The sequence below is a fragment of the Flagellimonas beolgyonensis genome (genome assembly GCF_003992615.1).
Taxonomy (GTDB): Bacteria; Bacteroidota; Bacteroidia; order Flavobacteriales; family Flavobacteriaceae; genus Flagellimonas; species Flagellimonas beolgyonensis.
Genome location: NZ_RZMY01000006.1, coordinates 572,953 through 589,380, shown reverse-complemented (window position 1 = coordinate 589,380; position 16,428 = coordinate 572,953). Strand labels below are relative to the sequence as shown.

The following is a 16,428-nucleotide window of genomic DNA, read 5'->3' as shown; positions in this document are numbered from 1 at the left end:
AAGATTTTTTTCACGGGGATTATCTTGGAATTTCAATGCTGTCCACAATCTGTTTTACCACTTGCTCCGCGGTCAACCCTTCCATTTCACGTTCCGGGGTGAGCATGATGCGGTGTGCCAAAACAGGGGCAGCTACTTTTTTAATGTCCTCCGGGGTTACAAAATCCCGTCCATTGATGGCTGCCAACGCCTTGGATGCCTCCATGATTGAAATGGAAGCTCGTGGTGAGGCCCCTAGGTACAAATTGGCATTGGAACGGGTGTTGTCCACAATGGATGCTATGTATTTCAGAAGATTCTTCTCCACTATAATGGACCTTATGGTATTTTGATATTCCGCTATCTCGGCTGCCGATAGCAAGGTACTTACCAAATCTTCCTCCACTTTGGTCTTTTGTTCATGCTTGCTTTCCAGAATTTGGATTTCTTCTTCCAGGCTTGGGTAGTACACATTGATCTTGAAGAGGAATCGGTCCAATTGGGCCTCTGGCAAGCGATACGTGCCTTCCTGTTCAATGGGGTTTTGGGTGGCAAACACCAAAAAGGGAGGCTGCATGCCATACTCGATGCCATCCATGGTAATCTGCCGTTCGGCCATGGCCTCGAATAAGGCAGCTTGGGTTTTGGCCGGGGCACGGTTGATCTCGTCGATCAAAATGATGTTGGAGAACAAGGGGCCTTTCTTGAACTCAAACTCCGAAGTTTTCACATTGAAGATGGAAGTCCCCAAAATATCACTGGGCATTAAATCGGGCGTAAACTGAATCCGACTGAAATCCACGTTCATGGTTTTGGCCAATAGTTTGGCGGTCACTGTTTTGGCCACTCCGGGGACACCTTCTATCAACGAATGTCCATCGGCCAAAATGGAGATGATCAACAATTCGATCATGTCCTGTTGCCCGATGATCACTTTGCCCAATTCAGATTTTATCTGGCCCACAGCTTCCTGAAGTTTGGTCAGGTCCACTCGGGAATTAAACTGAAGTCCGTCGTCTTGTGTTTCTTGTTCTTCCATAGATCACTGCTTAAATGCGGTTATTTTTTTATTGAGTTCTATACTTTCCTGCTCGGTGTGCGAGCTTTTGTTTTTCAATCGGATAATGTATTCGATCAATTTTTTGGTCTGGTCCAGATCTTTGCCCGACTTGGCGGCCAACAGTTGTATGGTACGCTCATTCATTTGGGCGGTATCCACATGATAGTGGTTGCGGACATCGGCCAAAAAGTAATTGATTTTTTTATGGATCAAATCGGTGTAGTCCTTATTTTGATGGTACAAGGAACCTACCGCTTTGGCAAATTCCACGGAGGAATTTTTTAAGGGTTCCACCACGGGAATGATGCGCTGCTCCCTTTTCCCCTTGAACAGCACAAACAACAGAATGCCCAAAATGGTCAAGTAATAGGCCCATTTGAGCGAAGCCTGGTTCAATACAAATCGCATGGGCGAATCGATGATCACACGCCCCGCTTTTTTGTAATTGTCCCAATACAGCAGTTCACGATCCGTTACATAGGAAAACGTTTGGGTAACATAATCCGCATTGCCTTTAAGCATATAATAATTGGCATAAGCCTGGGGCGTGGCGCTAAGAATAAACTGACCTTTCCCGAAATTGGTTTTGATGAAGTTTGGACGCGTCACGGTTTCCTCGGGTTTGTCGTCCAAATAGGTGCTACGGGTATAAGTAATGTGTCCCAAAACAGTGGTGTTGGTCGAATCCACACTGGTAAAATGGGAATTGAACACACCACGCGACAGCTCATAGGTACGATCAGTAAACGCATCGTGAGTCAAGTCCAAGGTAGCCGTACCTTCCTGTAACGAATAATCGGAACCAATGTCAATATTTAACGTATCCATCAACTCCCAACCAAAACCGGTGGCCGCAATGAACACGGTATTGCCCTGATTGACAAAATCCAACAATTGATGGGTTTCCTGCGTGTCCAAATCAATATATTCATTTATGAATATGTAATTGGCTGCCTGCAGGGTATCACGTTCCGTTAACACATCGTACACACTTTCCTGAACGGTTTCAATAGTGCTTTCCGGGAAAATGGTTGGTAGTTCGTTGTACAGCACAAAGCAACCAAACGGGATTTTGTCCACCGCAGTGTACGATGGCCGCCAATTGATGGGTTTGGGACGCACAATTTCTGTAACGATGATGCCCAGCATCACCACTATAAAAACCACGATGATTATTTTCGATCTCCGGTCCATGCTCAGCGTGTAATCAGGTTTTTAAGTTTGTTGAACCGTTCATCGGTTTTTTGGTAGCCCGATTCGTCCAAGGGCTGCTCCCCGTACCAAATGTGTTCGTAGAGATAGGTTGCTTTCTTGAACTCTTGCTGGAGTTGGCCCTCCTTTATTTCCCGTTGATAGTCTGAATTGGTCTTATCAAAATGCCAGGCAATCAGGTTTTGTTGGGACAAAAGTTTCAATAGTTTCAAAAATTGATAGCGCACCGCCAAGCGATAATCTTTGTTTTTTAGGGCATCGTTCATCAAGGCATCCAAATCGATGGACTCAATATGTTGTTCGGAAAGGTCAATATCGATAATGGATTTGGCCTTTTTGGTAAAAATGGCATTGAACTGTTCGTTAACGAACATGCGAACCAGCAAGTAGATCACCAAGGCGCCCATAAGGGCGTAAATGATGTACTCCAAAATCAATAACGTCCGTGGCGATATGTCGAAACCAAAGGTGTTGCTGACCAAATTCAGGAACCAACGAATGGCCCTACTGAGGAGGTTGGCCGATTCTCCCGTTTTTACATCATAGTCAAATTCTTCCCCCGTGTATTTTTGGTTAAGACTATCGGATAGTTTTCGTTCCGTCAGTACCGAATTTTGATCTTCGGGCAATACAATGGTATCGTTTTGGGCATACCCCAATCCTACCCAGAGGAAAAAAATTACTATGTACAACCGATTGCTCACTGTTCCGTTTGACCTATCTGTTCGATTTTGCTTCTTGTGTTGATGTTATAGGTTTTTTCATGAAGGGCATAAAAAAGCACCCCGTTCACAAATTGGGAAAGGCACTGGGCATACACCATCAAAATAAGCAATAAGCAGGTGCCCAAGGTATAGATCACAGTGGCGACCACCGAAGTGCCCACTTCAACATTATTTTCCACTACATGAAAGGTGTAGATACCTATGATGATGCCAGGAACCATCAAAATAATGAAGAACAGCAGGCCGTTCAGCAATCCCAAAATAAAATTGACCCCTACCGATCGCCAAAAATTGTTCATGACCAAATTCCGACCTTCGGAAAACCCTTCTATCACTCCCTTATTTTGGCTGATCATGCTGAAAAAGGAAACCCCGATCCAAGCGGTTATCGCAAATTGGAGGATGTATTGGGCAATCATGCCCAGTAACGGGATGAGGGCCATGATAAAGGCCACAATAAAAAAGACGAAGTAGATGGGAATCAACAAGAGAATGAACACCAACGTATTCCCCAAGTTTTTCTTGGTGTGCTGCCATACCTCCCTTTTGTCAAAATCTATTCCTTTGTGTTCTTCATATTTCACCAAATAGGAAGAGCTCAAACTATAGTTGAACCCTGCCACAACAATAAAAATCAACGCAAAAAGGACAAAACCCGTTATCAAATAAGTGACATAGGTTTCTGTATTGCCCGGATCGGCACTTACCCCATATTGGTTATAGCCATCGGTGATCATGCCCACAAAACCGGACACCAAAAAATAACTGGTGATCAATAGGCCGATCAAGAAAATACCGTTATAGCTAAGAAACACATTGGTGAACTTTTTCAGGTTCTGCCGAAGAAAATCAAAATAAACGGAAAGGATGTCCCCGAAGTCACGGTTGACCCGGAGTTCAATGTATTTGTCCTTCATGTACTTTTCGGTTTAGTAAGATAGGGTATAGGATATAATAGAAAACAATCAAAACCAATGAGCCGCCAATGATCAAATACGCCATCCAGTCGGGCATTTCGGCGTAGCGGGTAATGAATCCTTCGATAAACCCCGCAATAATGAAAAAGGGGATGGTGCTTACCACGACCTTCAACCCATCCTTGGCGCCTTTCATGAACGAGACCCTTCGCGAATAGGTTTTGGGGAACAAAATACTGTTGCCCATGATCAATCCCGCACATCCTGCAATGATGATCACCGATATTTCAATGGTGCCATGGAGCCAAATCTGTCGGTTTGCCTCAAAAAATACACCTTTGGTGTAAAAGAATGTGATAAAGGCACCCAACATGACCCCGTTGCTAAACAGAATATAGGCTGTGCCAATGCTGGTGATCACTCCAAAGGCAAATGCCAAAAATCCCACGCGTATATTATTGATGGTTATGCCCAAAAAAGTCCCGATTTCACTTCCGCTTTTATAGATGGCTGTGGGTTCGCCCATAGCGATGTTATTTAGGGTCTCATTTACATAGGCGTCCCCCAATATCAAACGTACAAAAGTGGAATCATTGAGGGCCGAAAGGGCACCAATGGCGGTGGCCACCCCAAAGATCAGAAATGCGATGAGCAGGGTCTTGTGGTATTGTCTAAAAAACAAAGGGAACTCCTTGCCCCAAAATTCCAAGATACGGTTACCCGATTCTTTTTTGTTCTTATAAATTTTTTGGTGTGCCTGAGAAGCCAGTGAGTTCAAGTACAATAAAGTCTTGCTTTCAGCGTAATAGGTCTGCGCGTAGGCCAGATCGTTGGTCAGTTGGATGTAGCCATCCACCAAGGCATCGGGATCGGTATGGGAACGGGATGCAATTGCTTTTTCAAAAGCAATCCATTTTTCCTTATTTTGTTTCACAAAGGCAGCTTCGCGCATACGTGGAATTTCCTAAAATCTAAAAATACGGTTATATGGGTAACCTCCAAATCAATACAACGCAAAATGTCAACCTAGATTATAAAATCGTTGGCCTCGGAGAGCGAATAGTTGCTTTTTTAATCGATGGACTTATCCTCTACATGTATGCCTATCTGGTAAGTGTGATCAGCAATGTCATTGGATTTATTTATGAGGATACTTGGACCCAACGGGGTTTGGCGGCCCTGATTTTTTTACCGGCCATGTTCTATTCCTTGTTGATGCACAGCTTGTTCAACGGGCAAACCGTAGGTAAAATGTTGATGAAGATGCGGGTGGTGCGTTTGGATGGCACTCCGGTGCACTGGAGCAATTTGTTGGTGCGTTGGATGCTCCGTTTGGTCGATATTTGGATTTTTTTGGGTTCCATTGGGATTTTGAGCATTTTGTTTTCAGAAAAAAGACAGCGCGTGGGCGATGCCGCTGCCGGTACGGTGGTGATCAGTACCAAGAAGAAAACCAAGGTCACCCATACCATTTTGGAAGAAGTGGAGGAGGAGTACGTGCCCCAATTCACCAATGTGACCTTGCTGACCGATAAAGATGTGCGTTTGATCAAGGAGACCTATCTGATTGCCAAAAGGAGTGGGGATTTCAAAACATTGACCGCGCTTCGGGTGAAGGTGGACAGTATTCTGAAAACCAATTCTTCCCTCTATGATGTGCCGTATTTGGATACGGTGCTGAAAGACTATAATTATTACACCCAAAAAATGTAGGCATGCTGTACCAAACCATTGACATTTTGGGAACCGTGGCCTTTGCCATATCGGGTGTGCTGGTGGCGATGGAAAAGCGGCTGGACTTGTTCGGGGTATTGATCATTGCCTTTGTGACCGCAATCGGCGGCGGTACCCTTAGGGATTTGTTAATTGGGAACACCCCTGTGGCATGGATGCGGGACCTTACCTATGTGAGCACCATTTTTATCACCGTGGTTTTTGCCATCTTGTTTGTCAAGCAATTGAAATATCTTCGTAAATCCCTTTTTTTGTTCGATACAATTGGCATTGGACTGTACACTATGTTGGGTGTTGAAAAAGGGTTGGAAGCAGAGCTTTTGCCCATCATGTGTATCTTTCTGGGTACCATGACAGCCTGTTTTGGTGGCGTTATCCGCGATATTCTCTGCAATGAAATTCCCGTGATCTTTCGGAAGGAAATCTATGCCACTGCCTGTATTGTGGGCGGTGCTAGTTATTTTCTATTGGTTAAACTCGCCCTTCATGAAACCTATGCCTATATCGCCGCTATTTGTGTTGTGATTTCTTTGCGGTTGTTGGCGGTAAAATTTGGTATTAGCCTTCCCAATATTTATCGGAAACAAGCTTAACCTTACATTGGCTAACTTTTCTTCAATAGTGATTAACCTTTGGTTAGGGTGATTAACCGTTGGTTAAGTTTTATTACACTTTCGTTAGTCTTGTCCCAAGCGGTATAATTCTACTTTGGTTGCCACACTGGTCACCGGTGTAGGAACGATCATCCTTAAAAGACCCTAAAACCAATCAATCACAACCAAATGAGAACACCACAATCACTTATTAAATTAAGTATTATTGCCATTTCCTTTTTTGCAATTCAATCAACCCAAGCGCAAGGCTGTGTGGCCATTCGGCATTTTTCTTCCTGTGTGGGGAATACGCTGGAAAGTAACCTATTGGGTCCCGGAGATATTCAAATAGGAACCAATTACCGTTATTTTAAATCCTTTAGACATTTCCGGGGCACTGAAGAAGAACCTGATCGTGTGGCCAATGGCTCTGAAGTGATCAACCATTCGCATTCCTGGGACTTCTTTTTAACCTATGGTATTTCCAATAGAATATACACCAGTATCACCATTCCAACGGTCATCAATACACGATCATCGCTCTACGAACACGGCCGTGAAGAACGAAACACCACTTTTTCGAGGGGGTTGGCCGATATCCGGGTAGGAGTGGGCTATTGGGTATTTGACCCGGTCGAGCATCAAAACGGGAATTTGGCCTTGGGCTTGGGACTCAAATTGCCAACGGGCAATTACAATGCTTCCGATATATTTTACAACGTTGGTCCAGAAGGAAGTCCCCAAGTTCGTCCCGTAGATCAAAGCATTCAACCAGGGGATGGTGGTTTTGGAATCACAGTGGATTTTCAATTCTATCACAAATTGGCCGAAAAGTTTTTTGCTTATGGTGGCGGCTTTTATTTGATCAACCCGAGAGAAACGAATGGTACCCGAACGTTTCGGGAAACGTTGAGCCCCATTTTGCAAAACGAGGCCATTATGGCGGTGCCCGATCAGTTTTCAGTGCGTGCCGGTGCCAGCTATGCAATAAGCAATACCATTTCCACGTCGTTGGGCGCAAGGTATGAGGGTGTGCCGGTTAAGGATTTGATTGGAGGCAACGAAGGGTTCAGACGGCCCGGAAACGTCTTGTCCATTGATCCAGGAATTGCCTTCATGAAAAACAATTTTGCCCTAAATCTGAATGTGCCTTTTGCAGTTCGCAGGGAGCGTCCACAAAGTGTGACGGACAAGCAGACAGAGGAATTAACTGGAAATCCACGGAACGGTGATGCGGCTTTTGCCGATTATTTGATCAATTTGGGCATTTCGTATCGCTTTGCCAACAAAAAGGTAAAAGTAGATCCCGAGTTGATGAATGAATTTAAAAACTAAACCAAAGAGGAAGACCACGCATGTCGGTCTTCCTCCCAATAATTGATTACGAATATAGTGTTACTAGCCAATGTGCATTGGATTTAAACCTCAATTTTTCAAACGGATCTTGCTGATCTTCTTTATCGTTGGGTTTGTCTGTCATTCCCAAAAATTAGTAAAAGGCAAAGTAGTTGATGCTGCCGATGGTCAACCGCTATTGGGCGCCCAAATCGTTGTGGAGCCTGGTGGAAGGGGAACACTTACCGATGATTATGGACAATTTGATATACTTATAAATAAGGATGATAGGTTCCTTCTGATTAAATATTTGGGCTATGAACAAAAGGAGATCAATCTGTCCAACATAAAATTGAATTTTGGAACCATTGCCCTTACTAGATCGAACACTACCTTGGATGAGGTAATTGTAAGTGCTTCCCCAAAAAACTTTAAAAGCGAATTTGTTGGGAGCAATTTTCGTATCAACCCCGTTACCTTACAAAATATAAACCCCGTAAGTACCGAAGAAGTTTTACGCACCGTTCCTGGGGTAAACATTGTGGGTGATATGGGATTGTCCAATCGGCCCAATATCAGTATAAGGGGTTCATGGGGTCGAAGGTCCAAAAAAGTGTTGCTCATGGAAGATGGAACTCCCTCGGCACCTGCTCCATACATTGCTCCGGGGGCCTATTACAATCCTGTGAGCGATCGTATTACCTCTATTGAAGTGTACAAAGGGGCAGATCTTTTGAAATATGGTCCAAACAATATGTACGGTGCCGTGAACTATATCACGGCCTTGCCACCCCAAAAACCGACGGTTCGTGTAAAATTAACGGGAGGTCAACGCAATTATGCCTCAGGTTTGTTTTCCTATGGTGGAACCTGGAACCAGGTTGGGGGTTTGGTGGAAGGGGTATATAAAAAGTTTGATGGCTACACGGATAATTCATCGGTGGAAATCCTGAACTTGAACGCCAAGATATTTGCCCAGTTATCCGAGAATCAATCTCTGTATTTTAAGGTCAGCGGTCAGTTTGAGGATAACCAGGCTTCTTTAAGTTCACAGACACCCTACACTTTTGAGACGGACGCTACCCAAAATCCTTTGGATGCGGATCAATTCACCATGCGGAGGTATGGGGTGGATATTATTCACAAATGGTTGCCTAACACTAACCTAAGTTTTACCACAAAGGTATATGCTTCCGATTTTGAAAGGGATTGGTGGCGACAGGTCACCGCTAAAGTTAGAGCCTCGGAAGTCCTGGATTATGTTGGTGAAAACATTTTTACAGACCGATACGGCTATTTGGCAGGTAAAGCTTTTGGTGACGAAGATTATGTGATCGTTGGTAGGGTACAGGATGGGCGTGAAAGTACCACTGATAGTCGTTGGATTTACCGAGTGTCAGGGTTAAAAGAAACCATAAAGTCGAAATGGAAGGCTTTTAATGCGCCCAGCTCATTTGAAACTGGCATAAATCTGCACAGGGAAACATTCAAAGATGTGTTTTTGGTGGCGGATAGTTCCCGTTGGGCTAGAAGTGGGCGAACCACAAAAGATCTATGGTATAGACTTTGGTCGGTGAACGGATATGTTAGAAATGAATTCAACTTTGGCAAGTTTTTAGTGGTCCCCATCATTCGATTTGAGCATGTGGATATGTACCGACAAGATTTGATGGCATTGGCTCAAAATCCTAATCTACAAAGTACTTCTGACGGAAGGGAGCCTAATGTGTACAATCAATTTTTACCGGGGATATCATTAAACATGCAACTTAAGGAAAGTGAGCTTTTTGGAAGTGTGTATGAAGGAATGATCGCCCCATCCAAAGTTTTTGGGTTTTTGGTGGAACAAAATGGAGTAGTGACCAATCCCCTGGCCGGTCAATCCATCAATATTAAACCGGAATTAAGCTGGAACAAGGAATTGGGTTGGCGGGGCAGTCTGTTGAACAACTGTGTACAAGGTCAGGTCACCTATTTTCACAATGCCAGTAGAAATTTTTATGCAGGAGGTCGGAACGAGCTATTCACCGAATTGGGTAAAATTAATGTGCATGGTTTGGAAATGGCCCTTAACCTAGAATTGTTCAATACCAAGGGGCATCAACTCCATTTTTTAGGGAATTTGACCTACATGCAGTCCAAGGTGATCGAGGGTAAACTGGAGGACAAGGATTTGTTTTCTCAGGTAATCCACAGTGCGGCAACCCAAAATGAATATATTCAAAAAGTAAATGCCAACAGGGATGCCTTTGAAGTGTATGTGGATGAAGGTGGTGGAGAGAGTTTATTGACCGATGCAACAATCAATACCACTGATTTTAATACTATCACAAAGAGTGTGATCACCTTTGGTGATGCTGGAATTTCCGATGCGGAAGCACCCTATACACCCAAGATTAATATGAGCCTTGGATTAAGTTACGATTGGATGGGTCTTTCCAGTGGTTTCAACGTGCACCACGTGGGCAAGCAGTTCACGGAGTTCCACAATTTTATCTCAGAATCGGCCGATGGAGCCATAGGGGAGTTACCTTCTTTTACCACGGTAGATGCCTACGTCAACTACGATTTTACCATTGGGAACAAAACGGACGCAACGGTATATGTAAACGGCAAGAACATTACAAATAAGCTGTACCGGGCCTCAAGATTGAACAGGGCCACCTCAGGAATTTTTGCTGGCGGTTTTCGTCAGGTCATTTTTGGAATCAACTTGAAAATTTAACTTTTACCATTATGAAAACCACAAAAAAACTAAACAATGATTGTTTAATTTCAGTAGCCATTGGTTTGGTCTACCTTTGGTTCGGTGCATTAAAATTTGTCCCACACCTGAGTCCGGCAGAGGATTTGGCAAGAAACACCATCGATCACCTCACCTTTGGATTGATTAACGAACGTCTCTCCATTATCCTCCTTGCCATATGGGAAGTAGGCTTGGGGTTGCTGTTGATTTTCAACCTGTTTCGAAGAACGGCTATTTATATTGCCTTGGCGCATATGGTGCTGACCTTTACCCCGTTGCTTTTCTTTCCCAACGAGACCTTTGGTCAAGGCCCGTTTGTTTTGACCTTGGTGGGACAGTACATCATCAAGAACCTTATCATCATTGCGGCCCTGTTGTCGCTTCGGCCAAGTCCAAAGGAAGCCAGGGTACCCAAAACGGTAATGGATACCGATGAAAACACATCGCCGAAGTTTCAATTAATTGGCAAAGATTTCTTTAAAAAAGTGCGTCATTCGTAGCCAAGAGCGATCGTTGGCCAATGGATTGAACATCATGCCCTGGTCCGGAGCATTCGCGTTGGGATTGGTGAAGGCGTGTCCCGTATGGCCAAATACATCCATTTCCCAAATAGCATTGCGCTCCGTGAGCTCATAGCCAAGGGCCACGATGTCCTTCGGAAAGGCAAGGGGATCTTCCCAACCATGCAGTACCAAAATTCGGGCCTTGATGTCTTCTTCCTGCTCCAACCCCGGTGGGTCGAATATACCGTGGAAGCATACGGATCCTTTAATATTCACTCCGGATCGCGCCAAGTCCAAAGCACATTTACCTCCAAAGCAAAAACCGATAATGGCTACTTGGGCAGCGTCGGCCAACTCATGTTTTTTTATTTCTTCCATGGCCAACAGCAATCGGTTGAGCAGTTCCTGTCGATCGGCCAACATTTCGTTCATAATTTCCTCTGCTTCTGTGGCATCCTTGGCTCTTCTGCCTTGGCCATACACATCGATGGCAAAGGCCAGATAACCTTGTTCCGCCAATGCCTCGGCCTTTTCCACTTCAAATTGGGATTGGCCTACCCAGGTATGGGAGACCATGACCACGGGTCGTTTTCCTTTTTGGGCCTCATCATAGGCAATAACCCCCTGAAAGGTTTGCCCAAGACCCTTGTAGCTAAATTCTTGGGTTGTAATCATTTTGAGTTTGTTGTTTTCCGTTCATATCTAAATTAGATTTTTTTTGATACGGTCACAACACCTCGGCCTTAAGGATGTAAATATTTTTCAACGGCCAGTCGCCATCCCCAACAGGTACCTGGTTGATCTTGTCCACGACATCCATTCCGGAGATTACTTTGCCGAACGGTGTGTACGAACCATCCAAGTGGTAAGAGCCCGGGTCGGTCACCACGATAAAAAACTCGTAAGGCGATGCTAGTTTGTGCGGATTGTCCCGTTCACTACTCGGCATCGATATGGTGCCCCGATGGTGTTTGTATCCTTTCTTGGCGTCCGGAGGCAATAGGTATCTTCCGATGTTTGAACGTTTTCTTGCGGTACGCCGGTCGTCCGAATTACCGCCTTGAATAATAAAATTCTTTACGATACGGTGAAACTGGGTGCTATCAAAATATTTTTTTCGGGCCAGGTAGATGAAGTTGGCCTTGTGGTAGGGCACATCATCATACAGTTCCACAGTGAAGCTGCCCATAGTGGTAGTGATCTTCACCTTGTTTTTCTTCAAGTCTTTGGTATAGTTGAAGAAGAAATCGATGGCATTCTCCTCGGTCAGCCGAAAAGTGTCCTTCTCCACTTCCGCGACTTCGGTGGTATCCTGTTCTATTTGGGATAAAGTATCCGTTTTTGTGATTTTTTGCTCAACTTTGTCATTACTTTTTTTAGTAGATTCTCCACAGGAAACAAATAATAATAAAAGTAAACTTGCAGGTATAGCCGTTAGTCTCAACAGTATGGATTTTAAAGAATTTTACGAACTCGCTTTAAAATTAAAAAATCTGCCACTTCCTGGGGAGTATTCCCATCATAAAATGTCCCCGGAACTTCGGATACAATGGTTGAAGGAGAACAAGATTACCGATGTGAATCCGAAGCGTGCAGGGGTCATGGCCCTTTTTTATCCCGACTTTCAGGAGAAGACCCGGTTGCTTTTGATCTTGAGAAAGGCTTATGAAGGTGTCCATTCCAACCAAATTGCCTTCCCTGGCGGAAAAGAGGAACTAACCGATAAAGACCTATTGGAAACCGCTTTGAGGGAAACCCACGAAGAAGTGGGTGTGGAGCCGAGCGCCATTGAAGTGATCAAGGAGTTGAGCGAGGTGTACATCCCGCCCAGCAATTTTTTGGTGCGTCCTTTCATGGGGCTGTATCCAAATCCGCAACCTTTTGTGCGTGAAGAACAGGAAGTGGAACGTATTGTTGAGGTCAATTTGATGGAATTTTTGGATGAAGGCAACTTGATCATGGAACAATTGAGCACTTCCTATGCGAAAAATATTAACGTACCTGCTTATAGATTAAATGGTTACACCGTTTGGGGTGCCACAGCCATGATGTTGAGTGAAATCAGGGAACTTTTACAGCAAGCGCTTTAACGGCTATTTTGTAAATTTGCAGTCAATCTTTCGTTTATGGGTCTGTTCAAGAAAAATCCGTTTGGCCATATTTTGTTTTTGAAACGTTGGCTGATTCGAATCGCCGGGATGATGACGCATCAGCGATACAAAGGGTTCAATACGTTGGAAATTGAGGGCTCCCAGATCATCAGGGACCTTCCAGAGAACAATGTACTCTTTGTAAGCAACCACCAAACCTATTTTGCCGATGTGGTGGCCATGTTCCATGTGTTCAATGCCAGTTTGAAGGGTCGGGACGATTCCATTAAAAACCTTGGCTATCTCTGGAATCCCAAATTGAATATTTACTATGTGGCGGCCAAGGAAACCATGAAAAAGAGTCTGCTCACCAAGATTTTGGCCTACGCGGGGTCCATTAGTATAGAGCGTACTTGGCGTGCCGATGGGCAGGAGGTGAATCGACAGGTGAAATTCAGTGATATATCCAACATTGGGAAAGCCTTGGACGATGGCTGGGTAATCACGTTCCCCCAAGGTACCACTACACCTTGGAAACCGTTGCGAAAAGGTACGGCCCACATCATCAAAAAATACAAGCCCGTTGTGGTCCCGGTTGTAATCGACGGATTTAGACGATCTTTCGATAAAAAAGGACTTCGTGTAAAAAAGAAGGGTATTCTGCAATCCATGCACATCAAGGAACCTTTGGATATTGACTACGATAACGAATCCATTGAGGCCATCTTGGAAAAATTGGAATATGCCATTGAGCAACATCCGTCATTCCTAAAGGTTATTCCAAAAGAAGAATTGTTGGCTTACGAAGAGGAAAACCAAAAAAGGCGTTACAGCTACAAGGGAAATTAGACTTCCAACTTTTTCAGATCATTGTAGTTCTGTCGGAGCCTTTTAAGCAAAATTCCATATAACAGCTTATAGAACAGCCAGATCAAGAAAAGGATCACGGCGGTAAAGACTATGGAAATTCCAATCACCATGGCCCAAAAAGCAGTGGCATTGCCATTATGCGCTGCCGCTTCCACAATTTCCTTGCCTTCGGGACCGTATAGGAGCACTCCGTACATGTTGATGATCAAATAGGTGGTAAAGATGATCAGGTTGAACCAAACATATTGGGTAACGGTCCGCTTGACACCCAGAATGGTCTTCATCAATTTCTTGGAAGAATCGGTGAAGGAAATCTTTCGGTAATTGGTATAGAACTTAAAAATGAAGTACAGTATGATGCCATAATTGATAAAATTCAGCACCATGATTACTTTATGGATGTGGAGGTCTTTCAGCTCTTGTATGGATTCTGGATCATTGAAAATAAGATTGATGCCCGCCCAAAACACAAATTCAATAATACTGATGTAAAATATCCATTTGACGATGGAAGATGATTTTTTCCAGATCATCTTATAGATTTGTTCATAGGACAATTTGGGAAGGTTCGCTTCCCTTTTTTGCCAGTCTTTTTTCAAAAGCTCCAGTTCATCCATCATAACTACGGATTTAGTATGGTTCTTAACTTGTTCTTCACTCGGTTCATCTTCACCCTTGCATTTACTTCGGAAATACCCAAAGTTTCGGCTATCTCGGTATAGTCCTTGTCTTCAAGGTACAGAAATACCAATGCCTTGTCGATATCGCCCAACTGTTTGATCGCATCGTACATCAGCTTGAGCTGTTTTTCCTCGGTATCGTCATAATCTTTGGCCTTAATTTTATAGATGACCGAGTCATAATCCTGGGTCTGCACCCTTTTTTTGGATTTTCTGTACAACGTGATCGCAGTGTTCAGGGCCACACGGTACATCCATGTGCTGAACTTGGCATCGCCCCGAAACTTTGGGTATGCTTTCCAAAGTTGTATTGTAATTTCCTGGAACAAATCGTTATGGGAATCCTTGTCGTTGGTATACAGACTGCACACCTTATGAACAATGTTTTGATTGTTCTCAAGTTCCGTCACAAAACGATGTTCCAGTTCTTTGTTCACTAATAAAGGTTGGTAAGTTTACCTTATTGGTATGAATAAAGTTGAATTTGTTACACTGTCCAATAAAACTATTTGCGGTAATCCAACGCTGGTGGTCTGTTGCCCAACATGGGAACGTATTTAAAGTCCTTTCCGCGTCGTTCTTCCAATTCGGCTTTGGCAGCTTCAACGGTTTTTGGATTTTTAAATATATCCATGGCAGTTAGGGCCAAGGTTTTTGCAGCAACCATCATACCCTTTGTGCCAATGCTCATACCACCGGCAGCTACAGCTTGCCAGCTATGGGCTGGTGTTCCGGGTACCCAAGTAGCAGTTCCCAATCCAGCAGTGGGGACGGTATAACTTACATCGCCCACATCGGTGGAACCGTAGGCCCGTGCAGTTTCCTTATAAGGTTGAATGTTTTCGGCGGTAGCCAAATCCAATGTTTCTTTGCCCAATGTTTTTGAAATCTTTTCAGCAAAAGCCTTCTCTTCTTCATTGTAACTTACACCACCCACTTTCACCAAATTATCGTACATTATTTTTTGAACGGTAAGGTTGGGCAATAATTCGTGGGTTCCCCCGATCATTTCATAATCCATGGTGGTACCTGTTCCAAGGGCCGCGCCTTCGGCTGCTTTTACGATACGGTCAAAAATATCGACAACCACATCGCGGCTTCCGTGTCTAGCGTAGTAATAAACTTCAGCAAAATCGGGAACCACATTGGGTGCCTTGCCACCATCGGTGATTACATAATGGATACGTGCATCTTGTGGGATGTGTTCCCGCATCATGTTCACCATTATGTTCATGGATTCCACACCATCCAACGCGGAACGCCCTTTATCTGGGGCACCAGCGGCATGTGCGGAAATTCCATGGAATCGGAATTTAGCTGATTTGTTGGCCAAGGCTGCACCTGCACTGGCCGCATTTGCGGATCCTGGATGCCAATGCAGCGCCACGTCCACATCATCAAAAACACCTTCCCGAACCATATATACTTTTCCGGAACCACCTTCCTCGGCAGGACAGCCATAAAAACGGATGGTGCCTTTGATTTTATTGGCTGTCATCCAATCCTTTACGGAAATGGCCGCAGCGGAAGAGGCCGTTCCAAACAAATGGTGGCCACAGGCATGGCCGGCAGCTTTTCCAGCGGATTGTTTTTCAGGTACGGCTTGTTGGGATAATCCCGGTAGGGCATCAAATTCTCCCAAAATGGCGATTACAGGGTAGCCCGATCCATATTCCGCCTTAAAGGCGGTTGGGATACCGGCAATGCCTTTGGTTATGGTGAAGCCTTCTTCTGCAAGGGTTTCCTGCAACAAGGCGGAACTTTGTTCTTCCAAATAGCCCATTTCGGCATAGTCCCAAATGGTATGGGCGATGGTGCCGTAGGTTTCTGCTTTGGAATCAAGCGCCTTCATTACGTCCTCCTTGCTTTTTTGAGCCACAAGGGAAGAAGCCCCAAGAAGTAACAGGGCTCCCAATGGGAGAAATTTTTTCATTGTAAGGTTATTTTTGAGTTAGGTTTTAAAGATACTAAAAAACCTACCCCA

Annotated in this window: 17 protein-coding genes; 7 read left to right on the top strand and 10 right to left on the bottom strand. The window is 44.3% G+C overall.

The features are described 5' to 3' along the window. Window positions 1-19: 19 nt before the first annotated feature. The 5 genes from EO131_RS06250 to EO131_RS06230 are packed head-to-tail and all read right to left on the bottom strand — an operon-like array spanning window position 20 to window position 4,845. Window positions 20-1,018: an AAA family ATPase gene (locus EO131_RS06250; protein ID WP_127019974.1), complete on the bottom strand. Its 999-nt coding sequence runs from the start codon at window positions 1,016-1,018 to the stop codon at window positions 20-22. 3 nt (window positions 1,019-1,021) lie between these two features. Further along, a complete protein-coding gene (locus EO131_RS06245) occupies window positions 1,022-2,233 on the bottom strand; it encodes a DUF4350 domain-containing protein (protein ID WP_127019972.1) in 1,212 nt (403 codons plus the stop codon). A gap of 2 nt (window positions 2,234-2,235) precedes the next feature. Continuing rightward, a complete protein-coding gene (locus tag EO131_RS06240) occupies window positions 2,236-2,943 on the bottom strand; it encodes a DUF4129 domain-containing protein (protein ID WP_127019970.1) in 708 nt (235 codons plus the stop codon). Window positions 2,944-2,951: 8 nt separating this feature from the next. Further along, entirely contained in the window at window positions 2,952-3,893 is a 942-nt protein-coding gene (locus tag EO131_RS06235; protein ID WP_127019968.1) for a hypothetical protein, read from the bottom strand. After that, window positions 3,874-4,845, bottom strand: a complete 972-nt coding sequence (locus tag EO131_RS06230; protein WP_127019967.1) for a stage II sporulation protein M — start codon at window positions 4,843-4,845, stop codon at window positions 3,874-3,876. The genes EO131_RS06235 and EO131_RS06230 overlap by 20 nt, the downstream gene beginning before the upstream one ends. Before the next feature lie 35 nt (window positions 4,846-4,880). Between EO131_RS06230 and EO131_RS06225 the strand changes: the two genes are divergently transcribed. The 5 genes from EO131_RS06225 to EO131_RS06205 all read left to right on the top strand — a co-directional run bounded on the left by EO131_RS06225 (window position 4,881) and on the right by EO131_RS06205 (window position 10,801). Next, a complete protein-coding gene (locus EO131_RS06225) occupies window positions 4,881-5,606 on the top strand; it encodes an RDD family protein (protein ID WP_127019965.1) in 726 nt (241 codons plus the stop codon). A gap of 2 nt (window positions 5,607-5,608) precedes the next feature. Further along, window positions 5,609-6,220 carry a trimeric intracellular cation channel family protein gene (locus EO131_RS06220; protein WP_127019963.1) on the top strand — a complete coding sequence of 204 codons (612 nt, stop codon included), beginning with the start codon at window positions 5,609-5,611 and terminating at the stop codon, window positions 6,218-6,220. 189 nt (window positions 6,221-6,409) lie between these two features. Further along, complete coding sequence (locus EO131_RS06215) at window positions 6,410-7,555, top strand: hypothetical protein (RefSeq protein ID WP_127019961.1); 1,146 nt, start codon at window positions 6,410-6,412, stop codon at window positions 7,553-7,555. A gap of 109 nt (window positions 7,556-7,664) precedes the next feature. Then, window positions 7,665-10,280 (top strand): TonB-dependent receptor, encoded by a 2,616-nt coding sequence (locus tag EO131_RS06210; protein WP_164731626.1) that lies wholly within the window; start codon window positions 7,665-7,667, stop codon window positions 10,278-10,280. An 11-nt stretch (window positions 10,281-10,291) separates the two neighbouring features. Continuing rightward, window positions 10,292-10,801 carry a DoxX family protein gene (locus tag EO131_RS06205; RefSeq protein WP_206512849.1) on the top strand — a complete coding sequence of 170 codons (510 nt, stop codon included), beginning with the start codon at window positions 10,292-10,294 and terminating at the stop codon, window positions 10,799-10,801. Here the strand turns inward: EO131_RS06205 and EO131_RS06200 are convergent. Continuing rightward, the gene (locus tag EO131_RS06200; RefSeq protein ID WP_127019957.1) at window positions 10,760-11,479 is read right to left on the bottom strand and encodes a dienelactone hydrolase family protein; all 720 of its coding nucleotides are present in this window, start codon (window positions 11,477-11,479) and stop codon (window positions 10,760-10,762) included. The genes EO131_RS06205 and EO131_RS06200 overlap by 42 nt on opposite strands. A 52-nt stretch (window positions 11,480-11,531) precedes the next feature. Continuing rightward, on the bottom strand, window positions 11,532-12,248 hold the full coding sequence (locus EO131_RS06195; RefSeq protein WP_127019955.1) for a peptidylprolyl isomerase: 717 nt from the start codon (window positions 12,246-12,248) through the stop codon (window positions 11,532-11,534). Between the two features lie 4 nt (window positions 12,249-12,252). On the opposite strand from EO131_RS06195, the gene EO131_RS06190 reads away from it, so the two are divergent. Next, window positions 12,253-12,894, top strand: a complete 642-nt coding sequence (locus tag EO131_RS06190) for an NUDIX hydrolase (RefSeq protein ID WP_127019953.1) — start codon at window positions 12,253-12,255, stop codon at window positions 12,892-12,894. A gap of 36 nt (window positions 12,895-12,930) precedes the next feature. Then, on the top strand, window positions 12,931-13,743 hold the full coding sequence (locus EO131_RS06185; RefSeq protein ID WP_127019951.1) for a lysophospholipid acyltransferase family protein: 813 nt from the start codon (window positions 12,931-12,933) through the stop codon (window positions 13,741-13,743). Here EO131_RS06185 and EO131_RS06180 read toward each other — a convergent pair. The 3 genes from EO131_RS06180 to EO131_RS06170 all read right to left on the bottom strand — a co-directional run bounded on the left by EO131_RS06180 (window position 13,740) and on the right by EO131_RS06170 (window position 16,377). Then, entirely contained in the window at window positions 13,740-14,381 is a 642-nt protein-coding gene (locus tag EO131_RS06180; RefSeq protein ID WP_417935628.1) for a hypothetical protein, read from the bottom strand. The genes EO131_RS06185 and EO131_RS06180 overlap by 4 nt on opposite strands. A gap of 5 nt (window positions 14,382-14,386) precedes the next feature. Next, entirely contained in the window at window positions 14,387-14,881 is a 495-nt protein-coding gene (locus EO131_RS06175; protein WP_127019947.1) for an RNA polymerase sigma factor, read from the bottom strand. Between the two features lie 68 nt (window positions 14,882-14,949). Further along, entirely contained in the window at window positions 14,950-16,377 is a 1,428-nt protein-coding gene (locus tag EO131_RS06170) for an amidohydrolase (RefSeq protein ID WP_127019945.1), read from the bottom strand. Window positions 16,378-16,428: the final 51 nt, after the last annotated feature.